This window comes from Nocardioides antri, assembly GCF_008373765.1.
Classification (GTDB): domain Bacteria; phylum Actinomycetota; class Actinomycetes; order Propionibacteriales; family Nocardioidaceae; genus Nocardioides; species Nocardioides antri.
Genome location: NZ_VUJW01000002.1, coordinates 159,811 through 180,753 on the forward strand (window position 1 = coordinate 159,811; position 20,943 = coordinate 180,753).

The 20,943-nt window shown below is 72.1% G+C and carries 21 protein-coding genes; 17 read left to right on the top strand and 4 right to left on the bottom strand.

Going from position 1 to position 20,943, the window contains the following annotated elements:
* Positions 1–43 precede the first annotated feature (43 nt).
* The 4 genes from F0U47_RS05175 (at position 44) to F0U47_RS05190 (ending at position 2,891) form a co-directional block, all read left to right on the top strand.
* Entirely contained in the window at positions 44–268 is a 225-nt protein-coding gene (locus F0U47_RS05175) for a helix-turn-helix domain-containing protein (protein ID WP_149749263.1), read from the top strand.
* A 198-nt stretch (positions 269–466) separates the two neighbouring features.
* A complete protein-coding gene (locus tag F0U47_RS05180; RefSeq protein WP_008356322.1) occupies positions 467–568 on the top strand; it encodes a 30S ribosomal protein bS22 in 102 nt (33 codons plus the stop codon).
* A gap of 63 nt (positions 569–631) precedes the next feature.
* Entirely contained in the window at positions 632–1,690 is a 1,059-nt protein-coding gene (locus tag F0U47_RS05185; protein ID WP_149749264.1) for an NAD-dependent epimerase/dehydratase family protein, read from the top strand.
* Positions 1,683–2,891, top strand: a complete 1,209-nt coding sequence (locus F0U47_RS05190) for a lysophospholipid acyltransferase family protein (protein ID WP_149749265.1) — start codon at positions 1,683–1,685, stop codon at positions 2,889–2,891. Before F0U47_RS05185 ends, F0U47_RS05190 begins: the two co-directional genes overlap by 8 nt.
* 49 nt (positions 2,892–2,940) lie before the next feature.
* Here the strand turns inward: F0U47_RS05190 and F0U47_RS05195 are convergent, their stop codons facing one another.
* The 3 genes from F0U47_RS05195 to F0U47_RS05205 form a co-directional block, all read right to left on the bottom strand.
* Positions 2,941–4,101: a DUF5667 domain-containing protein gene (locus F0U47_RS05195; protein ID WP_149749266.1), complete on the bottom strand. Its 1,161-nt coding sequence runs from the start codon at positions 4,099–4,101 to the stop codon at positions 2,941–2,943.
* A gap of 178 nt (positions 4,102–4,279) precedes the next feature.
* Positions 4,280–5,068, bottom strand: a complete 789-nt coding sequence (locus F0U47_RS05200; RefSeq protein WP_246159462.1) for a sigma-70 family RNA polymerase sigma factor — start codon at positions 5,066–5,068, stop codon at positions 4,280–4,282.
* Between the two features lie 115 nt (positions 5,069–5,183).
* Positions 5,184–6,071 carry an HAD family hydrolase gene (locus tag F0U47_RS05205; RefSeq protein WP_149749267.1) on the bottom strand — a complete coding sequence of 296 codons (888 nt, stop codon included), beginning with the start codon at positions 6,069–6,071 and terminating at the stop codon, positions 5,184–5,186.
* 108 nt (positions 6,072–6,179) lie between these two features.
* On the opposite strand from F0U47_RS05205, the gene F0U47_RS05210 reads away from it, so the two are divergent.
* The 11 genes from F0U47_RS05210 to hemB all read left to right on the top strand — a co-directional run bounded on the left by F0U47_RS05210 (position 6,180) and on the right by hemB (position 17,345).
* Positions 6,180–7,751, top strand: coding sequence for a class I adenylate-forming enzyme family protein (locus tag F0U47_RS05210; protein WP_149749268.1), 1,572 nt, complete (start codon positions 6,180–6,182; stop codon positions 7,749–7,751).
* A complete protein-coding gene (locus tag F0U47_RS05215) occupies positions 7,748–7,996 on the top strand; it encodes a glutaredoxin family protein (protein ID WP_149749269.1) in 249 nt (82 codons plus the stop codon). Before F0U47_RS05210 ends, F0U47_RS05215 begins: the two co-directional genes overlap by 4 nt.
* A 27-nt stretch (positions 7,997–8,023) precedes the next feature.
* Positions 8,024–8,560: a hypothetical protein gene (locus tag F0U47_RS05220; protein ID WP_149749270.1), complete on the top strand. Its 537-nt coding sequence runs from the start codon at positions 8,024–8,026 to the stop codon at positions 8,558–8,560.
* A complete protein-coding gene (locus tag F0U47_RS05225) occupies positions 8,557–10,047 on the top strand; it encodes a hypothetical protein (RefSeq protein WP_149749271.1) in 1,491 nt (496 codons plus the stop codon). The genes F0U47_RS05220 and F0U47_RS05225 overlap by 4 nt, the downstream gene beginning before the upstream one ends.
* Before the next feature lie 10 nt (positions 10,048–10,057).
* Positions 10,058–11,095: a glycosyltransferase family 2 protein gene (locus F0U47_RS05230; protein ID WP_149749272.1), complete on the top strand. Its 1,038-nt coding sequence runs from the start codon at positions 10,058–10,060 to the stop codon at positions 11,093–11,095.
* 23 nt (positions 11,096–11,118) lie between these two features.
* Positions 11,119–11,520: a GtrA family protein gene (locus F0U47_RS05235; RefSeq protein WP_188111178.1), complete on the top strand. Its 402-nt coding sequence runs from the start codon at positions 11,119–11,121 to the stop codon at positions 11,518–11,520.
* Positions 11,521–11,593: 73 nt separating this feature from the next.
* Positions 11,594–12,292: a redox-sensing transcriptional repressor Rex gene (locus F0U47_RS05240; RefSeq protein WP_149749274.1), complete on the top strand. Its 699-nt coding sequence runs from the start codon at positions 11,594–11,596 to the stop codon at positions 12,290–12,292.
* Positions 12,289–13,602: a glutamyl-tRNA reductase gene (locus tag F0U47_RS05245; protein WP_149749275.1), complete on the top strand. Its 1,314-nt coding sequence runs from the start codon at positions 12,289–12,291 to the stop codon at positions 13,600–13,602. The genes F0U47_RS05240 and F0U47_RS05245 overlap by 4 nt, the downstream gene beginning before the upstream one ends.
* Entirely contained in the window at positions 13,599–14,624 is a 1,026-nt protein-coding gene (hemC, locus tag F0U47_RS05250) for a hydroxymethylbilane synthase (RefSeq protein ID WP_246159463.1), read from the top strand. The genes F0U47_RS05245 and hemC overlap by 4 nt, the downstream gene beginning before the upstream one ends.
* Positions 14,621–16,291 carry a bifunctional uroporphyrinogen-III C-methyltransferase/uroporphyrinogen-III synthase gene (locus tag F0U47_RS05255; RefSeq protein WP_149749276.1) on the top strand — a complete coding sequence of 557 codons (1,671 nt, stop codon included), beginning with the start codon at positions 14,621–14,623 and terminating at the stop codon, positions 16,289–16,291. The genes hemC and F0U47_RS05255 overlap by 4 nt, the downstream gene beginning before the upstream one ends.
* A 61-nt stretch (positions 16,292–16,352) precedes the next feature.
* Positions 16,353–17,345, top strand: coding sequence for a porphobilinogen synthase (hemB, locus tag F0U47_RS05260; RefSeq protein ID WP_149749277.1), 993 nt, complete (start codon positions 16,353–16,355; stop codon positions 17,343–17,345).
* A gap of 83 nt (positions 17,346–17,428) precedes the next feature.
* On the opposite strand, the gene F0U47_RS05265 is transcribed toward hemB, so the two are convergent.
* The gene (locus F0U47_RS05265; RefSeq protein ID WP_246159464.1) at positions 17,429–18,544 is read right to left on the bottom strand and encodes a lytic transglycosylase domain-containing protein; all 1,116 of its coding nucleotides are present in this window, start codon (positions 18,542–18,544) and stop codon (positions 17,429–17,431) included.
* 343 nt (positions 18,545–18,887) lie between these two features.
* Here F0U47_RS05265 and hemL point away from each other — a divergent pair, with 343 nt between their 5' ends.
* Both hemL and F0U47_RS05275 read left to right on the top strand, forming a co-directional pair.
* Positions 18,888–20,225: a glutamate-1-semialdehyde 2,1-aminomutase gene (gene hemL / locus F0U47_RS05270; protein WP_246159465.1), complete on the top strand. Its 1,338-nt coding sequence runs from the start codon at positions 18,888–18,890 to the stop codon at positions 20,223–20,225.
* Positions 20,222–20,929 carry a histidine phosphatase family protein gene (locus tag F0U47_RS05275; RefSeq protein ID WP_149749279.1) on the top strand — a complete coding sequence of 236 codons (708 nt, stop codon included), beginning with the start codon at positions 20,222–20,224 and terminating at the stop codon, positions 20,927–20,929. The genes hemL and F0U47_RS05275 overlap by 4 nt, the downstream gene beginning before the upstream one ends.
* Positions 20,930–20,943: the final 14 nt, after the last annotated feature.

Genomic DNA, 20,943 nt, shown 5'->3' on the forward strand with positions numbered 1-20,943 from the left:
GCTGGGGAAGGCGGTGACGGGCGCGCAGAAAGTGTGGTTGGCCATGGCCCCGTCCAACGAGCGGTCCCAGGAGCGTTCTGAGTCCCGTCCGGACCCCAAGTTCCTCACGATCGCCGAAGTGGCGACCATGATGCGCGTCTCCAAGATGACGGTCTACCGCCTCGTCCACAGCGGCGAGCTCCCCGCCGTCCGTGTCGGCCGGTCCTTCCGGGTCCCCGAGAGCGACGTCGACGACTACCTCCGCAAGTCCTTCTACAACGCCGGCTGACTGAATCGGCCGAGCGTGTCGCAGATCCTGCGCGCCGCCCGGGCCATCGCACGGTGATGGGACGTTCCTCTCACCGCTGCTCCTGATTCTCCAGACCTTCGCGGTGGCCGATAGGCTGTCGGGGTCGTCCGGCCACCGCCGGTGCGGCGATAGTCGAATGCCGGGCCCGCAGGGACCCGGCGTGTTGGAGAGGTCCACGTGGGTTCTGTCATCAAGAAGCGGCGCAAGCGTATGGCGAAGAAGAAGCACCGCAAGCTTCTGAAGAAGACGCGGGTGCAGCGCCGCAAGCTCGGCAAGTGACCCACGCCCCGCCCGGGGCGTCCTAGGTCGAACGTTGGTGCTGGGGAGTCGGGAGTCGTAGGGATGAGCGGTCGCACCGTTCTGGTCACAGGGGTCTCGCGGGACCTCGGCCGCACCTGCGCCCGCTCCCTCGCGAACGACCCCTCCGTCGAGCGGGTGATCGGCGTCGACGTGATGCCGCCCCGTGGCGACATCGGTGACGTCCAGTTCGTGCGCGCCGACATCCGCAACCCGGTGATCGCCAAGGTGATCGCCCGGGAGGACGTCGACACCGTCGTCCACATGAGCGTCATCGCCACCCCCGGCAGTGCCGGCGGGCGCGGCACGATGAAGGAGCTCAACGTCATCGGCACGATGCAGCTCCTCGCTGCGTGCCAGAAGTCGGAGTCGCTGCGCCAGTTGGTCGTGAAGTCGACGACCACCGTCTACGGCGCGAGCAACCGCGACCCCGCGATGTTCACCGAGGACCTCGAGCCGCGGCGCCCGGCACGCAACGGCTATGCCAAGGACGTCGCCGAGGTCGAGGCCTACGTCCGCGGGTTCGCGCGGCGCCGCCCCGACGTCACCGTCACCCTGCTGCGCTGCGCCAACGTCATCGGGCCGCGCGTGGTCAGCCCCGTGACGTCGTACTTCCGGCTGCCGGTCATCCCGACCGTGCTCGGCTTCGACCCGCGCCTGCAGTTCCTCCACGAGCACGACCTCAACCGGGTGCTCCGCCACGCGGTCAACGCGGGCGTCCACGGCACCTTCAACGTGGCCGGAGACGGCGTCCTGATGCTGTCGCAGGCGCTGCGCCGGCTGCAGCGCCCCGGCGTGCCGCTGCCCGGCTTCGCGTTCGGGGGCCTCGGCTCGGCGCTGCGGTCGGCCCGGTTCGCCGACCTGTCGCCCGAGCTCGTCGCCTTCCTGACCTACGGCCGGGGCGTCGACACCACCCGGATGCGGGCCGAGCTGGGCTTCGAGCCCCGCTACAGCACTGCGGAGGCGTTCGGGGAGTTCGCCTCCACCCTGCCGCCGACCGGCGGCCGCACCGAACGGGTGCTCGGCGCCGTCGCCGAGCGCCTGCCCGAGGTCGAGCCAGACCGCCCGCCCGCACTGACGGTAGCCGGAGGCACTGATGGGTGACGCCGAGATCATCCCGATCGGCACCCGCGGCCGGCCCGGCCGCGGGACGGGGACCCGGCCGTCCGCGGCCGCCCGCAACCTGGCGGGCAAGTCGCGCCCGACGCCGAAGTCCGAGCCGCCCCGCGAGGAGCAGCCGCCACCGCCCGCCGAGGCGCGCGCCGAGAAGGCCGCTGCACCGCATCCGCCCACGGCCGAGCCCCCGGCGACGGAGCCCGTGCTCCCGCTGGGCGAGGACGTCGTACCCCTGGCCACGCTGCCCCCGTCCGCGCTCACGCCCCGGCTCGAGGTCAGCGAGCGCGAGCAGCCGGGCATCCCCGTCGGCGACTGGCTGGCGGCGGTCCAGGCCGCCGCGCGCGAGGTGTTCGGCGAGCAGTGGGAGCACCAGCTCGCCCACTTCCTCGCCTTCCTCCGTCGCCGGCTGACCGGCGACTACGTCGTCGACGAGTTCGGCTTCGACCCCGAGATCACCGAGCGGTTCTTCCTGGCCACGCTGCGGCCGATCGCCCAGAAGTGGTTCCGGATCGAGGTGCGCGGCGCCGAGAACATCCCGGCCGAGGGTGGCGCCCTGATCGTGTCGAACCACTCCGGCACCGTCCCGGTCGACGCCCTGATGACTATGGTGTCGGTGCACGACCACACCGACCGCTACCTGCGCGCCCTCGGCGCGGACCTGGTGTTCCGGCTGCCCTTCGTCGGCGCCGTCGCCCGCAAGGGCGGCGCGACCCTCGCCTGCGCGGAGGACGCGGAGCGGATGCTCGCCGGCGGTGAGCTCGTCGGCGTCTGGCCCGAGGGCTTCAAGGGCATCGGGAAGCCCTACTCCCAGCGCTACAAGCTGCAGCGCTTCGGTCGCGGCGGCTTCGTGTCCGCCGCCCTGCGCACCCAGGTCCCGATCGTCCCGCTGTCGGTCGTCGGCGCCGAGGAGATCTACCCGCTCGTCGGCAACGTCCCGGCGCTGGCGCGACTGCTCGGCGTGCCGTACATCCCGATCACCCCGCTCTTCCCGCTGCTCGGCCCGCTGGGCATGGTCCCGCTGCCGTCGAAGTGGCTGCTGGAGTTCGGCGAGCCGATCCGCACCGACGAGTACGACGAGGGCGCGGCCGAGGACCCGATGCTGGTCTTCAACGTCACCGACCAGGTGCGGGAGACGATCCAGCAGACGCTCTACAGCCTGCTGATGCAGCGCGAGTCGGTCTTCAAGTAGCCCGTCTTCAGTAGCCCAGCGGCGCGTCGTCCGCGACACGCTCGGGCAGTCAGTCCGAGCTGTCCGAGGTGATGGTGTCGACGAGGCCGCCGATGCCGCTGACGACGTCGTCCACCGTGTCGTCGAGATCCACCTTCACGTCGTCGCCCGGCAGGTCACGCTTGATGCGGTCGCCGAGGTCCTCGAGCGGGGTCGTCGTGGGCCGGGGGTCGATCACCGGCTCGGTGTCCGAGGTCTCGTCGACCGGGGGCAGCACGCCGGTGTCGTCGGGGCCGCCGCGGTCGTCCGCGGGCTCCTGACGTGCCGGGGGCATCCGGTCGGCCATCGCCTGGACCTCGTCGAGGAAGCCGGGCGGGACCACCGTGGACTCGGCGTTGCCGCCGAGGCGGAGCAGCGACGAGACGGGGGTGGTCGCGAACTCGGGGAGCTCGGTCACCGTGCCGTCGCCACAGGTCGGGCAGACCTGGAACGCGGCCGAGTCGGCCTGCTGGACGGACTGGGCGGCCGCGATGAGCGCCGCGCGGGCGTCCTCGGGGACGACGTCCCCGAGCTCGGCGAGCTCGGTCATCGAGCGCTCCGTGAACGACCGCAGGTCCCCGATCGGAGCCTGGTCACCGGTCGTCTCGTAGTCGTCGAGGGCGAGTTCGGCCGCCTGGTTGGACTGGGCGGTGAAGTCGTGGAGCGTCGCCGCCACCGTCGCCGCGTCGGCACCGTCGGTGCTGAGCTGCTGGGCCTCCTGCAGGCGCCGCTCGGCGTGGTCGCGCAGCGTCTCGGCCTTGGCGGCGTCGTCGGACTGGAGGTTGGTCTCGGCGTTCTCGATCGCCCGCTTCACGGGGTAGAGCACGTCGCCGGGCAGCGCGGCCTGCGAGGCCATCGCCATGGAGCCCGAGGCGGCGACGATGGCGAGCCCGCCGAGGAGCGTCGCGGCCCGCCGCTCGCGGACGGCGCTGCGCTTGGACGGGGTCAGCCGCGCGCGCAGCGCGTCGTCGACGGGACGCGCCATCCGGGCAGCCTCGACGACCAGCTGGCTGCGGAGGTCGGCGACGAACTCGGGACGCGCGGTGACGTCGGGGACGGACCGCAGGGAGCTCACGACCTCGAGCAGGTCGGCGTACCGGCTCTCCGTCGCGGAGTCGCGCCGCGCGGTGGGAGCCGAGACCACCGCGTCGAACTCGTCGGCGCGGCGCCTGCTCAGGAACGCCCCGGTCATGCCTGCCATCCTCGATTGCTCTGGTCTGTCGTGGTGGTCCGGGCAACGCCCACCCGCGCCTGGCTCCACCCGTTGAACGATGGCGCGGGAGCGTTGGTTACGCGGCGTTCGGTGTGACCTGAGCAATCCGCACGGACTACTCGGCAGTAGTCCGAACGGACCATGGCGGCTGGGACCGTCACCGGAGGCCCTCCGGCATCAGCTTGGCGAGGTTGCGCACGCCGCGGAGCTGGAGCTGCTTGATGGCGCCCTCGCTCCTGCCGAGCGCCTGCGCGGTCTCCGCGATGCTCATCCCCTGCAGGAAGCGCATGACCAGGCAGTCCTTCTGCTCGTTCGGGAGCTCGGTCAGCGCCTGGAGGAGGATCTCGTTGGTTAGCGAGGCGAGCACGGCCGACTCGGGACCCTCGGTCGTGTCGTCGTGCTGGCCCATGTCCTCGGTCGTCATCTCGAGGCGGGTGCGGCCGGCCTTGAAGTGGTCGGTCGCGAGGTTGCGCGCGATCGTCATGAGCCAGGCGCCGAAGTCCTTGCCCTGCCACCGGAACGACGCCATGTTGCGCAGCGCGCGGAAGAACGTCTCCGACGTCAGGTCCTCGGCGACGACGATCGAGCGCGTGCGGTAGTAGAGAAACCGGTAGATCGACGGCTGGTAGTGGTCGTAGAGCAGGCCGAACGCGTCCGCGTCGCCGCCGCGGGCGAGCTCGACCAGACCGATCAGGCGCTCACGGTCCTCGGCCGAGTCCTCGGATGATGCGGCGAGCCGGGCGTCGCCGAAGCCGCCGACCCCGGAGTCGCCGTACGTCGCCTCCGCCTCGACCAGCAGCCAGCCGAGGGCCGGGCGGCGACCGGTGGGGACAGCCGCGGCGCCACCGGCAACGGCGAGGGCGGGGGCCGGAGGGGGGAGCAGCGCGGACAAGACGGCGCGCCGAAGGCCTTCCAGCCCGCGCGCGAGGTCCTTGTCCAGGCCCACTGGTTCCCTCCCAGGTCGTCGCCCCGAACTTCGATCGTAGAGCCGATCGGTCCCCAGCGAAACCAGAACGGGAAGAGCGGGCCGGTGGGACCCGGTCCGATCACCCCGGGTCAGGTCACCCGAGGTGCCGCCGGACCTGCCTGCGGACCAGCACGCTCGCCACCGCAGCGCCCGACGCGGCCGACCCCACGACCAGGCCGGCGCGGGCCGCCTTGCGACCGGTGCGGTAGTCGCGGATCCGCCATCCCTCGGCCCGGGCGTGGGACCGCAGCTTCGGGTCCGGGTTGATCGCGCAGGGGTCTCCCACCAAGCTCAGCAGGGGCAGGTCGTTGTAGGAGTCGGAGTAGGCCGAGCACTGCGCGAGGTCGAGGCCCTCCCGCTCGGCGAGCGCCTTGACCGCCTCCGCCTTCGCCGGACCGTGGAGCATGTCGCCGACCAGCCGGCCGGTGTAGACGCCGTCGATGTGCTCGGCGACGGTGCCGAGGGCACCGGTGAGCCCGAGGCGCTTCGCGATCAGCCGGGCGATCTCGATCGGGGCGGCCGTGACCAGCCACACCCGCTGGCCCTCGTCGAGGTGGAGCTGGGCCAGGGCGCGGGTGCCCGGCCAGATCCGGTGGGCCATCGCCTCGTCGAAGATCTCCTCGCCGATCTCCTCCAGCTCGGTGACGGTGTGGCCGGCGATGAAGGCGAGCGCGGAGTTGCGGGCCTCGGCGACGTGCTCGGGGTCCTCGACGCCGGCGATCCGGAAATAGGCCTGCTTGTAGGCGGCGCCGATGAGGTCGCGGGTGGTGAAGAACTTGCGCCGGTAGAGGCCGCGGGCGAGGTGGAAGATGCTCGCGCCCTGCATGACGGTGTTGTCGACGTCGAAGAACGCCGCGGCGCGGGGGTCGGCCGGCAGCGCCAGTGCGGTCTCCACCTCGGCCGCCGCCGCGGCGGCCTCGCCGGCGAGCTTGGAGCGCTGCTTGAGGTTGGGCCGCTTGGAGCGATCGGTTGGCGCTGCCATGGCGGCAGCCTAGTAGCGACGCCTGTGGGCCGAGCTTGCGAAGGCCCGGGCGGTGGCGCACCGTCTGCGACACGCTCGGCCGATTCAATACTGCGTAGGATCCCTTTCATGTCTGTCGCCGACGTGGCCGCCCTCCTGGGATCCGCCGCCGCCGAGGCCGGGGACCGGCTCGCGGTCGTCGAAGCAGGCGGCCGCGGCATGACGTGGGCCGAGCTGGACGTCGAGGTGAGCCGGGTCGCGAGCGGACTCGGGGCGGCCGGGTTCGTCGCCGGCCACCGGGTGCTGCTGGCGCTCGGCAACCGGCTCGAGTTCGTCACCACCTACCTCGGCGTGCTCCGCGCACAGGCCGTCGCCGTACCCGTCAACCCGGGCTCCACCGGCGACGAGCTCGCCCGGATGCTCGCCGACTCGGGCGCGCGGCTGGCCGTCTGCGACCCCGACACGGCCGCCGCCGTGCGCGCGGCCGTCGCGGAGGTCAACGAGGGGAGCGAGCGGCCGGTGCGGATCGTCGTCGTCGGCACGCAGCCCGAGGCCGACGAGCGGTCGTACGACGACCTCCGCGCCGCGGCGCCGCGGCCGGCGCCGCAGCTGCCCGATCCCGAGAAGCTCGCAGTGCTGCTCTACACCAGCGGCACGTCCGGCCTCCCGCGGGCGGCGATGCTCACGCACCGCGCCCTCATCGCCAACATCGAGCAGGTGGCCACCGTCGACCCGCCGATGATCCACAGCGACGACGTGGTGCTCGGGGTGCTGCCGCTGTTCCACGTCTACGGCCTCAACGCCGTGCTCGGCGGCGTGCTGCGCCACCGCGCGAAGCTGGTGCTGACCGAGCGGTTCGACCCCGAGGGCACCCTCGACCTGATCGAGGACGAGGCGTGCAGCGTGGTGCCGGTCGCGCCGCCGGTCTTCGCCCACTGGCGGGGCGTCGACGCGCTCGAGGAGCGGCTCGGGCCGGTCCGGCTGGTGCTGTCCGGGTCGGCGCCGCTGGCCGCCGACGTCATCGACGAGTTCACCGCCCGCACCGGCATCCCGGTGCACCAGGGCTACGGCCTGACCGAGGCGGCGCCCGTGGTCACCACCACGCTCCGGTCGGAGCGGTTCGAACCTGGATCGGTCGGCGCTCCCCTCGACGGCATCGAGCTGCGCCTGGTCAACGACGACGGCGTGCCCCTGAGCGGCGCGGACCTCAACGGTCCGGGCGAGATCGTGATCCGCGGCGACAACCTGTTCAGCGGCTACTGGCCCGACGGCGCCGACGGGCCCGACAGCGACGGCTGGTGGGCCACCGGCGACGTGGGCGTCCTCGACGACGCGGGCGACCTGCACCTGGTCGACCGGGTCAAGGAGCTGATCATCGTCTCGGGCTTCAACGTCTACCCGACCGAGGTCGAGGCGGTGGTCCTCGAGGTCCCCGGCGTGCGCCAGGCCGCGGTGATCGGCGCGGAGGACGAGCTGACCGGCGAGGCAGTCGTCGCCTACGTCGTACCCACGGAGCCGGAGGCGGACCCCGCCGAGCTGGCTGCCGCGGTCGCGGCGCACTGCGGCGACCGGCTGGCCCGGTTCAAGCAGCCGACCCGGATCGAGGTCGTCTCCGAGCTCCCGCACACGGTCACCGGCAAGGTGCAGAAGGGCCGGCTGCGCGGCCGGGAGCGCCGGCGGGCCCTGGGGCTCCTCGAGTGACGAGCGGCGAGCCCCGGGTGACGCTCTACTCGCGGCCGGGCTGCCACCTGTGCGACGACGCACGTGCAGTGATCGAGGCGGTCTGCGCGGAGGTCGGGGAGGAGTACACCGAGATCTCCATCGACGACGACCCGGAGCTCCAGGCGCGCTTCGCCAACGAGATCCCGGTGACGCTCGTCGACGGCCGGCAGCACGACTTCTGGCGGGTGGATCCGGCGCGCCTGCGGAGGGCCCTCACGGGCTAGGGGCCGGCACGTCCTAAGGTCTGGCAGGTGACCGGCAAGACGCGGAGCCTCGGGGCGCTGGCGGGGATCGTGGTGGTTCTCGTGGTGCTGCTGCTGAGTCACCGGTTCGGACGCGCCGAGCCCACCGCGGACTACCGTCCCAGCCTGCCCGAGGATGCCCTGGCGACCGGTTGCTTCCCGCTGCCGGGCGACGTCCGGTTCAGGTTCCCCTACCAGGTACGACGTGACGGCGACGTCGAGGTCGACGGCGAGATGCGCCGCCGGCTCCTCGGCCAGTACGACGAGATCGACGAGGCCGAGGCGCTCGAGGCGATCGTCGCCGACTTCGCCGAGGCCGGGTTCGTCGCCTCGCAGCGCCCCGCGCCGCCGTACGACGCCGTCCTCCGGCCGCCGGACGGCAGCCGCGACGAGGTGGTCCGGGTGATGGTCGAGCAGCTGCCCGGGATCGAGGAGGACACCCTGGTCCGCGGCACGTTCGAGCTCGACCTGCCGGTCGTCGAGGCCCAGAGCGAGGCGGAGGTCTGCAGCGACCCGAGGGTCACCAAGCGCTGGGAGGACTCGTGAGCGGCGTCGTGGCGCGGGTGGCGGCCCGGCTGCCGCGCCCCGAGGTCCTGCTGCTGTGGCTGCTCGGCGCCCACCTCGTGCTGAAGCTGCTCGTCTACCCGCTCACGATGAACGCGCCGGCCTACAACGACGAGCAGCAGTACTACGACAGCGCGCGTGCGCTCTCCAACCTGCTGCGCGACGTCTTCGCGTTCACCGCTCCGGACGGCGCCGAGCTCGAGCGCAACGTCGTCGCCTCCGGGTGGTTCATGCCCGGCATGGGGATCGTGATGACGCCCCTGTTCGTGGTGTTCCCGGACGCCTCCGACCCGCTGTGCCGCGCCTACCTCGGCCTCGCCAGCCTGGCGGTCCTGCTGTGGGCGGTGGCGTCGGTCCGCAAGCGGCTGGGCCCGACGTACGCCGCGCTGCTGGTGGTCTTTCCCGGCCTGCTGCCGAGCTGGGTGCTCATGTCGTTCACGGCGTACGGCGACCCGCTCAGCGGCATCGTCCTGATCGTGCTCGTCGCCCACATCGTCGACATGCTCCGCAAGCTGCGCGCCGGCCGGTCGCCGGCCTGGACGGAGGCCCTCCAGCTCGGCCTTCTCGCCGTCTTCGTCCTCTACCTGCGCTCGAGCACGTCGATCGTGCTCGCCGCGCTCGGCTGCGCGACGCTGGTCGCCGCGCTGCTGCTGCTCAAGGGTGCGCAGCGGGTGCGGGCCGTGCTGGCCGCGGGCCTCGCCGGAGTGGTCTTTCTGCTGCTGCTCGCGCCGTGGTCGATCGTGGCGTCGGCGTCCTTGGACGCCCGCGTCATCACGACCACGACGGTCCCGATCTCGCTCGCCAACACGTTCGGCGACCGCGAGCAGGTGTGCTTCGGCAAGTGCGATCCCGACAGCTACCTCTGGTTCCGCCCGTTGCGCTACGCCCGCGAGGTCGGCCGTGCCACGGGGGAGTCCGAGGTCGAGGTCGAGAAACAGATGTCGGACTACGCGCTGCGCGACCTCGAGCGCCGCGACTACGCCCGGCAGGCGTGGTGGAACATCGGCTCCTACTTCTTCATCCCCGCCAACTTCGTCCGCTACATCGAGCCGGCGGAGGGGCGGTCGGCCGCCGGCGAGGTCGGCGAGGACGTCGTGTGGTGGTCGACGTACCTCCTCTACGTGCCGTTCCTCCTGCTGACGCTGATCTCGATGCTCTTCGTCCAGCTCCGCTCCCTCGAGGCGCAGATCCTCGACACCCTCGCCAAGCTCGCGCTGCTCGCGCTGTTCGTGCAGCCGTTCGTCCACGTCGCCGGGTCCCGCTACTGGACGACGGCCGGGCCGCTCTTCATGGTGGCTGCCGTCGGCTTCGTCCGTGAGTCGCACGTACGGCGGAGCCACGACTCCGCGGTGCGCGAGGACCTGCACGGCACCGACGCGCTGCTGAGCCGATGGCTCAAGCCGGTGCAGCTGGCGCTCTCCGCGCTCTTCGCCGTGGTGCTCGTCGGCCTCGGCCTCATGGCCATCTAGAGTTCGCCGCATGGCCGATCCCACCGACCGAGACTCCACCGGGCGGCGCCGGATCGCCTACGTCCTGCCCGTCTACAACGAGCAGGACAACATCACGGTGTTCCACGGCGCGCTGACCGAGGCGACTGCCGTGCGCAGCGACCTCGACTACGAGTTCGTCTACGTCAACGACGGCAGCCGGGACGCCTCGCTGGATCGCCTGCTCGAGCTGCGGGCCGCCGACCCCCGGGTGACGGTGCTCGACCTGTCCCGCAACTTCGGGCACCAGCTGGCCGTGACCGCAGGTCTCGACCTGGTCGCCGAGGACGGCTCGGCGGACGCGGTCATCGTGATGGACACCGACCTCCAGGACCCGCCCGCGGTGAGCGTGCAGATGATCGGCCTGTGGGAGGACGGCGTCGACGTCGTCTACGGTCAGCGCCGCAGCCGCAAGGACACGGTCTTCAAGCGGAGCACGGCGTACGTCTTCTACTGGGCGCTTGACCGGCTGGCGTCGATCGAGATCCCCCGCAACGTGGGCGACTTCCGGCTCATGGACGCCAAGGTCGTGGCCGAGGTCGCCCGCTACCGCGAGCACGGGCGCTTCCTGCGGGGCATCGTCGCCGATGTCGGCTTCCGGCAGGAGGCGTTGCTGTTCGACCGCGACGAGAGGTACGCCGGGGAGACGGGCTACCCGCTGCGGAAGATGCTCAGCTTCGCGGCCAACGGGATCCTCGGGTTCTCCACCGCCCCGCTGCGGATGATCAGCCGGCTCGGCATCTTCATCTCGCTGCTGAGCGTGCTGCTCGCGGCGTACGTCCTCTACGTCCGGCTGTTCCAGCCCGACCAGTCCGTGCCCGGCTGGGCGTTCCTCGGCGTCGGCATGTTCCTGCTCGGCGGCATCCAGCTGATCATGATGGGCGTCATCGGCATGTACCTCGGTCGCGTCTACATCGAGGCCCAGGACCGCCCGCTCTACTCGCTCGCGCTCGTCGCCCGCGACGGTACGCCGCCCCCGCCGCGCCGCCACCGCGACATGGGGCAGGACGACCCGGGAGTGGTCTCCTGAAGAGCCGCATCCCCTGGACGGCGGTGCGGTTCGCCGGGGTCGGCGTCTGCAACACCGCGATCGACTGGGGGCTGTTCCTGCTCCTGCACGGCCACCTCGGGATCACGCTGGCCAACTTCGTCTCGGCCAGCGCCGGCATGGCGTTCAGCTTCGTCGTGAACGGGCTCTTCACCTTCCGTGCCGGGCGGCTCACGCTGCGCCAGGGGCTGCTGTTCGTGGCGACGACCGGCACCGTGATGTGGGTCGCACAGCCGCTGCTCATCCACGGCTGGCTGTGGGTCCTCGAGCACCTGCTGGACGACGCCGACCTGCGACTCGCCGCCGCCAAGCTGGCTTCGATCGCCTGCAGCCTCGCGCTCAACTTCGCGGCGTACCGCCTCGTTGTGTGGCCGGTCACGCGCCAGGCGGAGCCGGCTCCGCGCTGATTTGTTCTCGCATTCACAAACTCCTAGAGTGAATGCGCTGCGCCCGCGGTGAGTGCAGCTGGAAAGTGGAGCTGTGACCGCACGGACTTCGAGCGAGACGGCCCGGGTCATCCCGGAGGCCACGGTCGCGCGCCTGCCCGTCTACCTCCGGGCGCTGACGGCGCTGGCCGATGCCGGCATCCGCACGTGCTCAAGCGAGGACCTCGCCACCGCCGCCGGCGTCAACAGCGCCAAGCTCCGCAAGGACCTGTCCTACCTCGGCAGCTACGGCACCCGGGGCGTGGGCTACGACGTCGACTACCTGCGCTACCAGATCGCCCGGGAGATCGGCGTGACGCAGGACTGGCCGGTCGTCATCGTCGGCATCGGAAACCTCGGTCACGCCCTCGCGAGCTACTCCGGCTTCCGCAGCCGTGGCTTCCGCGTCGTGGCGCTGCTCGACGCCGACCCGGAGCGCCACGAGGAGGTCGTGGCGGGCGTCGCCGTCCGCCCGTTCGACGACCTCGACGCGATCGCCCACGAGCACGCCGTCGCGATCGGCGTCATCGCCACCCCCGCCGCAGCGGCCCAGGACGTCGCCGACCGGATGGTCGCCGCCGGCATCACCAGCATCCTCAACTTCGCACCGGCGGTGATCTCGGTGCCCGACGGCGTCGACGTCCGGAAGGTCGATCTCTCGATCGAGCTCCAGATCCTGGCCTACCACGAGCAGCGCAAGGCGCACGAGCACGCGCGCGACGAGGTCGCCGCAGCCATGGGAGGCGAAGCATGAGCGTCCTCGTCGTGGGCATCTCCCACAACTCCGCACCGGTCTCCCTGCTGGAGCGCGTCGCGCTCGACGACGACGGCGTGCAGAAGCTGATGGCGGACGCCGCCGCCTGCGAGCACGTCACCGAGGCGACCGTCATCTCCACCTGCAACCGGGTCGAGATCTACACCGAGGTCGAGCGCTTCCACGGCAGCGTCGAGTCGCTCTCCAAGCTCCTCGTCGAGCGCGCCGGTGAGACCACCGAGGCGATGCTGCCGCACCTCTACGTGCACTACGACGACGGCGCGATCTCCCACCTGTTCCAGGTGGCTGCGGGCCTCGACTCGATGGCGGTCGGTGAGGGCCAGATCCTCGGCCAGACCCGCGAGGCGCTGCGCCGCGGCCAGGAGCTCGGCACCGTCGGGCCCGCCCTCAACACGCTCTTCCAGCAGGCCCTCCGGGTCGGCAAGCGCACCCGCGCCGAGACGGCCATCGACCAGGTGGCACCGACGCTGGTCACCGCCGCGATCGACCAGATCGACGGGTCCGACGACGCCGTGCGCGGCAAGGACGTTGTGGTCCTGGGCGCCGGCGCGATGGCCGGGCTCGCGACCGCGACCGTCGCCCGGATGGGCGCGCGCCGGGTCGCCGTCGTCAACCGGTCCATGGAGCGGGCCAAGCGGCTCGCCGCGCTCTACGACGCGCACCCCGTCCCCATCTCCCAGCTGGCCGCCGAGCTCACCGGCGCCGACGTGCTGATCACCTGCACCGGCTCCGCCGCGACCCTCGTCGGTCGCGACGTGCTCGCCGCGGCCCGCGCCGACGTCGCCGACCGGCCGCTGGCGATCATCGACCTCGCGCTGCCCCACGACGTCGACCCGGCCGCCGCCGAGCTGCCCGGCGTGACGCTGATCGGTCTCGCCCAGCTCGCGGAGGCCCTCCACGACGGCACCAGCAGCGTCGAGGTCCTCGAGGTCCGCCGCATCCTCGGCGAGGAGGTCACCGCCTTCCTCGCCGCCCGCCGCCAGGCCAGCGTCACCCCCACCGTGGTCGCGCTCCGCTCGATGGCGACGTCGGTCGTCGACGCCGAGATGACCCGCCTCGAGAGCCGCCTGCCCGACCTCGACGACCACGTCCGCGACGAGATCCGGCACGCCGTGCGCCGGGTCGCCGACAAGCTGCTCCACGAGCCGACGGTGCGGGTCAAGGAGCTCGCCAACGAGGACGGCGCCGTCTCCTACGCCGCGGCCCTCGCCGAGCTGTTCGCGCTCGACCCCGAGGCCGTCGACGCCGTGACCCGGCCGATGGGCGTCCCCGAGGAGGGAGCCCCGTGACCGGATCGACAGTGACGGGACCGGCCTTGACGGGGCGCCGCACCCTCCGCGTCGGCACCCGCCGCAGCCTCCTCGCCACCACCCAGGCCGAGCACGTCGCCGCCCTGGTGCGCGACCGGCTCGGCGTCGACACCGAGCTGGTGGAGATCACCACCGACGGCGACCGCAGCCAGGCCGCCGGCACACCGCTGCGCGGCAGCTCGACCGGCGTGTTCGTCGGCGCGCTGCGCGACGCCCTGCTGACCGGCGAGGTGGACCTCGCGGTGCACTCGCTCAAGGACCTCCCGACCTACCCCGAGGCCGGCATCGCGCTGGCCGCCGTACCCGAGCGCGAGGACCCCCGAGACGTCGTCGTCGCCCGCGACGGGCTCACCCTCGGCGAGCTGCCGGCCGGCAGCAAGGTCGGCACCGGGTCGCCCCGGCGAGCCGCCCAGCTGCACGCCCTCGGCCTCGGTTTGGAGGTCGTGGCCATCCGTGGCAACGTCGACACCCGGATCGGCAAGGTGCGGGCAGGAGAGTGTGACGCGGTGGTGCTGGCGCGAGCGGGCCTGGCGCGGATCGGGCGGCTGGACGAGGCGAGCGAGGTGCTCGACCCCCTCCAGATGCTGCCCGCCCCCGGGCAGGGTGCGCTGGCGGTCGAGTGCCGCGCCGACGACCCGCTCGTCGACCTCCTCGCCGCGCTCGACGACCCCGCGACCCACGCTGCCGTGCTCGCCGAGCGCACGACGCTCGCCACGCTCGAGGGCGGCTGCTCCGCCCCGATCGGCGCCCTCGCCGAGGTCGCCGAGGGAGAGGACGGTCCCGAGCTGTGGCTCCGGGCTGTCGTGCTCTCGGAGGACGGCACGCTCGCCGTGCGCCGCTCCGCCTCCGCACCCCTGACCGACCCCTCCGCTGCCGCCCACCTGGGGGCGCAGCTGGCGCAAGAGCTGCTCGACGAGGGTGCCGGGCAGCTCGACTCCGCTCCCGAACCCTCCAACATCACCGAACCCGCCGCAGGATCGACAGAGGTGCACAACGCATGACGCGAGCCCATTCAGCCGCCACCAAGGCTGCCAAGGCTGAGAAGAACATGGCCACGAACCACGCTGCCGGCGTCGCGTTCGTCGGCACCGGTCCCGGTGACCCCGAGCTGCTGACCGTGCGCGCCCTGCGGCTCATCGAGGGCGCGGACGTGCTGATCACCGAGGCGCCCGAGCACCTCGACCTGATCGCCCGGCTGCGGGGCACGTCCCCCGACAGCGCGGACAGCACCGACGGACCCGAGGTCGTCGACGGCGGGTTCGGCGAGGACGGCCAGCCGCTGACCCACGCCGCCCGGGCCAAGGTGGTCGTCAAGCAGGCCAAGCGCGGGCTGCGCGTCGTACGCCTGCTCAGCGGCGACCCGTTCCTCTACGCCTCCGGCCCGGAGGAGGCCCAGGCCGTCGCCAAGGCCGGCCTCGCGTTCGAGGTCGTGCCCGGTGTGTCGTCGGTCGCCGCGGTCCCGGCCTACGCCGGCATCCCGCTCACCACGAAGGACCACCGCGAGGTCGCGGTCGTGACGTGTGGCGACCGGGTCGACTGGAGCCGCTACTGCGACACCCCGACCCTGGTCCTGCTCTCGGCCGTCGGCCAGATCGGCGACATCGCCAAGGACCTGATCGCCGCCGGCCGGTCGCCCGAGACCCCGGTCGCCATGACCCGGGTCGGCACGACCACCGAGCAGCAGACGGTCACGTCCACGCTCGAGCGGATCGCCGCCGACGCACGTGCCGCTCGGATCGCCCCGCCGGCGATCACCGTGGTCGGCTCGGTCGTCGACCTGCGCGCGGCGCTGTCGTGGTTCGAGACCAAGCCGCTCTTCGGCTGGCGCGTGCTCGTGCCGCGCACCAAGGAGCAGAGCGCGACGCTGTCCGACCGCCTGCGCCACTACGGCGGCGTCCCGGAGGAGGTCCCGACCATCTCCGTGGAGCCGCCCCGCAACCCGCAGCAGATGGACAAGGCCGTCCGCGGCCTGGTCGAGGGTCGCTACGAGTGGATCGCGTTCACCTCGGTCAACGCGGTCAAGGCGGTCCGCGAGAAGTTCGAGGAGTACGGCCTCGACGCCCGTGCCTTCAGCGGCCTCAAGATCGCCGCGGTCGGTGACAAGACCGCCCAGGCGATCGCTGCCTGGGGCCTGCGCGCCGACCTGGTGCCGTCGGGCGAGCAGTCGGCCGCCGGCCTGCTCGAGGACTGGCCGGAGTACGACGAGCAGCTCGACCCCATCAACCGCGTCTTCCTGCCGCGTGCCGACATCGCCACCGAGAACCTCGTCGCCGGCCTGATCGACCTCGGCTGGGAGTGCGACGACGTGACGGCCTACCGCACGGTGCGTGCGGCGCCGCCGCCGGCGCCGACCCGCGACGCGATCAAGACCGGCAAGTTCGACGCCGTCGTCTTCACGTCGTCCTCGACCGTGCGCAACCTGGTCGGCATCGCCGGCAAGCCGCACCCGTCGACGGTGATCGCGGTCATCGGGCCCGCCACGGCGAAGACCGCCGAGGAGCACGGCCTGCGGGTCGACGTCATGGCGCCCAAGCCCGACGTCGACGTGCTGGTCGAGGCCCTCGCCGACTTCGGAGCCGCCCGCCGCCAGGCGATGGTGGAGGCCGGCGAGCCGGTGACGAAGCCGAGCGACCGGAAGGCGTCGGGTCGGCGGCGGAAGGCCGAGTGACGGGGAGACAGTTTCACCGGCCGGCCGGTGAAACTGTCGTCCGCCGCGGGATGATGGCCCCATGACCGAGCTCGACCCCCCCGTCATCCGCCCGCGCCGCCTACGGACCACCCCTGCGATGCGGGAGATGGTGGCGGAGGCGACGCTGCGGCCGTCGCAGCTGGTGCTGCCGCTGTTCGTCCGCGAGGGCATCACCGAGACCCGGCCGATCTCGTCCATGCCGGGTGTCGTGCAGCACACGCGCGACACCCTCCGCAAGGCGGTGGTCGAGGCGGCAGAGGCCGGGATCCGCGGGGTGATGCTCTTCGGCATCCCCGAGTCGAAGGACCCGGCGGGCTCCGGGGCCATCGACCCCGACGGGATCCTCAACGTCGCGATCCGGGACGTGGCGGACGAGGTCGGCGACGCGGTCGTGGTGATGGGTGACCTTTGCCTCGACGAGTTCACCGACCACGGGCACTGCGGCGTGCTCACGCCCGACGGCAGGGTCGACAACGACGCCACGCTCGCGGCGTACGCCGAGATGGCCGTCGCCCAGGCCGCGGCCGGGGTCGACATGGTCGGCCCCAGCGGCATGATGGACGGCCAGGTCGCCGTGATCCGCGCGGCGCTCGACGCGGCCGGGCACACCGACACCGGGATCCTCGCCTACGGCGCCAAGTACGCCTCCGCCTTCTTCGGACCGTTCCGGGAGGCGGTGGACTCGTCGCTCCAGGGTGACCGTCGGACCTACCAGCAGGACCCGCGCAACGGGCTCGAGGGCGTCCGGGAGGCGGTCCTCGACGTCGAGCAGGGCGCGGACATCGTGATGGTCAAGCCGGCGCTGGCGTACCTCGACGTCATCCGGCAGGTCCGGGACGCCCCCGAGCTGCGCGGCGTGCCGGTCGCGGCCTACAACGTCAGCGGCGAGTTCGCCATGGTCGAGGCCGCCGCCGCCCGCGGCTGGATCGACCGGGAGCCGGCGATCCTCGAGACGCTCACGTCGATCCGACGGGCGGGCGCCGACCTGATCCTCACCTACTGGGCCGTCGAGGTCGCAGCGCTCCTGCCCTGAGCCGGGCGTCTGCCAGCGACGCAAATGCGAAGGACCCCGGATCCTGGATCCGGGGTCCTTCGCGTTGCTGAGTCGTTGCTGGGTCAGAGGCCGTAGGAGCTCAGGCACTGCTCCAGCTTGACCGGGTCGAGGAGGAACTCCGCGTTGCACTTGAGCTTCGCCTGGATCTTGGTCAGCGGGCCGAGCAGGCCGTCGATGAGGTTCTCGAGCGGCTCGTCCACCGGGGTGTTGGTGTCGGGGACGTTGTTGCCGCCCGGGTCGAGCGGGTTGTCGTTGCCGCCGCCACCCGGCGGAGGCGGCACGGGCCCACCGCCACCCGGCGGCGGAGTCGTCGGCGGCTCCTCGTCGTCGCCGTCGTCCACCGGCACGTAGCCGTCGTCGTCGGAGACGTCGGGACCGTCGCTGGGCCGGCTGTCGTTGGCGCCGTTGTAGGTGCCCGGGTTGTAGGTCGGGGCCTCCGGCACGATGTAGCCGGCCGAGGTGGTGTTGTTGGGGATCGTGGTGAAGTCGCCGTCGAGGTAGGCGTCCATGATCGCGAGCACCAGGTCGACGTACGACTGGCTGTGGTTGTAGCGGAAGACCGCGGACCGCTGGCCGACCAGGGTCGACAGGTCGTCCTTGCCGGAGCAGAGGTAGACCGCCGTGGCCAGCGCCGCGTCGTCGATGTCCTGGGGGTTGCGCTTGTCGTCACCGTCGGCGTCGACACCCACGATCGACCAGGTCGACGGGATGAACTGCATGGGGCCGATCGCGCGGTCCCACTTGCTGTCGCCGTCGAACTGACCGGCGTCGGTGTCGCTGATCGCCCGGGTGTTGTTGCGGCCGTTGAGCGGAGCGCCGTAGATGCCGGGCGTGGCCACACCGTCGTTGTCGAGGACGTTGCCGCCGAAGCGACCGTGGTTGGACTCCACCCGGCCGATCGCGGCGACGAGCTGCCAGGTGAGGTTGCAGCTCTTGTCGGCCTTGTTGATGACCGCCTCGGCGCGCTGGTAGGCGGCGAGGGCGGCCGAGGGGATCTGGTTGGTCGACGCGGTGGCGACGATGTTCTGGTCGTTGCCGGTCGGGCTGAGGCTGTCGGGGTCGGAGACGCTCGCCGGTGCCTCGATCGCGTCGGTCGGCACGCTGGTGCCGTCCGGAAGCGACTCGTCAGGCGACTGGCTGGCCGACACTGCGGGAGACACCCCACCGATGCCTGCCACGCTGGCGGTCCAAGCGGCCGACAGCAGTGCGAGCGGAACGATCGTGGCGGCCCGTTGAAGCCGTCCCAAACGCTTCCTCGACATATGGACTCTCTCCCCAGGCCCTGTGGCCCCGAACTCGGTCACGTGAGTCTCTCCCCGCTACCGGACTCACTGTGTCGTCGCGCCTGCTCCCACGGGTGCGACAACAGACAGAACGAATGGTCCCACATACACGTTACGGGTGTCACACGTTCCAATTTGTGGCCCACCCGGCGTGGCACACACCACAGTACCCACGAGAGGCGTAGAACAGACTGCCCCCGAGGAGGGGATCCGTCCTTCGATCGGCCACAATGACTCGGTGACTCCCGTCCCGACGTCCCGCTCCGAGGAGCTCTTCGCCCGAGCGCGCGCCGTGACCCCCGGCGGGGTGAACTCACCCGTCCGGGCGTTCAACGCCGTGGGCGGCACCCCGCGGTTCGTCGCGTCGGCGCAGGGAGCATGGCTGACCGACGTCGACGGCAACGAGTACGTCGACCTGATCTGCTCCTGGGGCCCGATGCTGCTGGGGCACGCCCATCCCGAGGTCGTCGCGGCCGTCCAGGCGGCGGCCGCCCGCGGCACGTCGTACGGCACGCCCACCGAGGGCGAGGTGGCCCTGGTCGAGGAGATCATCGGTCGCGCTCCGGTCGAGAAGGTCCGGCTCGTCTCCTCCGGGACCGAGGCGACGATGTCGGCGATCCGCCTCGCCCGCGGCTTCACCGGCCGCGACGTGGTGGTGAAGTTCGCCGGCTGCTACCACGGCCACCTCGACGCGCTGCTCGCCTCGGCGGGCTCCGGCCTGACCACGTTCTCGATCCCCGGCACCCCCGGCGTGCCGGAGTCGTCGACAGCGCTCACCCTGGTGCTGCCCTACAACGACCGGGCGGCCGTCGAGGCGGCCTTCGCCGAGCACGGCGACCGGATCGCCTGCCTGATCACCGAGGCCGCGCCCGGCAACATGGGTGTCGTCCCGCCCGAGCCCGGCTTCAACGCGTTCCTCGCCGAGACCTGCCGCCGGCACGGTGCGCTGTTCGTCAGCGACGAGGTGATGACCGGCTTCCGGGTCTCGCGCAGCGGTCAGTGGGGCACCGACGGTGCGGTGGAGGGCTGGCGCCCCGACCTGGTGACCTTCGGCAAGGTGATGGGCGGCGGCCTGCCCGCCGCGGCGTTCGGCGGCCGGGCGGACGTGATGGCCGCGCTCGCCCCGGACGGGCCCGTCTACCAGGCCGGCACCCTGTCCGGGAACCCGATCGCCACCGCCGCCGGCCTCGCCACGCTCCGGCTGGCGACGCCGGACGTCTACGACCACCTCTCCTCCGTCGCCGACACCCTCCGTGGAGCGGTCGCCGAGGCGTTCACCGCGGCCGGCGTGCCCCACGTCATCCAGTCGACGGGCTCGATGTTCTCGGTGTTCCTCACCGACGGGCCGGTCTGCGACTTCGCCGGGGCGTCCCGGACCGACGTGGCGGCGTACGGTGCCTTCTTCCACGCCATGCTCGACCGGGGTGTCCACCTGCCGCCCTCGGCCTACGAGGCGTGGTTCGTCTCCGCCGCCCACGACGACCGCGCCGTGCAGACCGTGCTCGACGCCCTGCCCGCTGCCGCCGCGGCCGCTGCCGAGGTCTCGACCAGCTCGACCACCGGAGGTTCCCCATGACGCCCGACACCATCGTCCATCTGGTCCGCCACGGGGAGGTCCACAACCCCGAGGGCGTGCTCTACGGGCGCCGCGACGGCTTCCACCTCTCCGACCTCGGCCGCGAGATGGCCGAGCGGGCCGCTGCCTACCTCGCCTCCCGCGACGTCACCGTGCTCCGCTCCTCGCCGCTGGAGCGTGCGCGGGAGACCGCGGCGCCGCTGGCCGACAAGCTCGGGCTCGAGATCGAGATCGACAACCGGGTCATCGAGTCCACCAACCGGTTCGAGGGCCTGACCTTCGGCCGCGGCACCAACGCGCTCCGGAACCCGCTGCTCTGGCGGCACCTCTACAACCCGTTCCGGCCCTCGTGGGGCGAGCCCTACAAGGAGATCGTCACCCGGATGATGGCGGCGGTCCACGACGTACGCCTCGAGGCCGCCGGCCACGAGGGCGTCATCGTCTCCCACCAGCTGCCGATCTGGACCACCCGGCTGCACGCGGAGAAGCGGTCCTTCCTCCACGACCCGCGCCGGCGGCAGTGCACGCTCTGCTCGGTGACGTCGCTCCACTTCGTCGACGACCGACTCACGCAGGTCAGCTACCACGAGCCCGCGATCGAGCTGATCCCGAAGAGCGACCGCAGCGCGCCGTTCTCGGCCGGTGACGCGCCCGTCGAGAAGCGGCCCGAGGGCTCCCTGCCTCCCGAGGAGCCGGAGTCCTGAGCATCGTCCGCCTC

What these genes read in the sequence shown, in the direction of transcription:
- F0U47_RS05185 (WP_149749264.1), top strand. Translation starts at nt 632, where the DNA reads ATGAGCGGTCGCACCGTTCTGGTCACAGGGGTCTCGCGGGACCTCGGC.
- F0U47_RS05275 (WP_149749279.1), top strand. Translation starts at nt 20,222, where the DNA reads ATGACGCCCGACACCATCGTCCATCTGGTCCGCCACGGGGAGGTCCAC.
- F0U47_RS05195 (WP_149749266.1), bottom strand. Translation starts at nt 4,101, where the DNA reads ATGACCGGGGCGTTCCTGAGCAGGCGCCGCGCCGACGAGTTCGACGCG.
- F0U47_RS05245 (WP_149749275.1), top strand. Translation starts at nt 12,289, where the DNA reads ATGAGCGTCCTCGTCGTGGGCATCTCCCACAACTCCGCACCGGTCTCC.
- F0U47_RS05175 (WP_149749263.1), top strand. Translation starts at nt 44, where the DNA reads ATGGCCCCGTCCAACGAGCGGTCCCAGGAGCGTTCTGAGTCCCGTCCG.
- F0U47_RS05255 (WP_149749276.1), top strand. Translation starts at nt 14,621, where the DNA reads ATGACGCGAGCCCATTCAGCCGCCACCAAGGCTGCCAAGGCTGAGAAG.
- F0U47_RS05205 (WP_149749267.1), bottom strand. Translation starts at nt 6,071, where the DNA reads ATGGCAGCGCCAACCGATCGCTCCAAGCGGCCCAACCTCAAGCAGCGC.
- F0U47_RS05210 (WP_149749268.1), top strand. Translation starts at nt 6,180, where the DNA reads ATGTCTGTCGCCGACGTGGCCGCCCTCCTGGGATCCGCCGCCGCCGAG.
- F0U47_RS05230 (WP_149749272.1), top strand. Translation starts at nt 10,058, where the DNA reads ATGGCCGATCCCACCGACCGAGACTCCACCGGGCGGCGCCGGATCGCC.
- hemB (WP_149749277.1), top strand. Translation starts at nt 16,353, where the DNA reads ATGACCGAGCTCGACCCCCCCGTCATCCGCCCGCGCCGCCTACGGACC.
- F0U47_RS05190 (WP_149749265.1), top strand. Translation starts at nt 1,683, where the DNA reads ATGGGTGACGCCGAGATCATCCCGATCGGCACCCGCGGCCGGCCCGGC.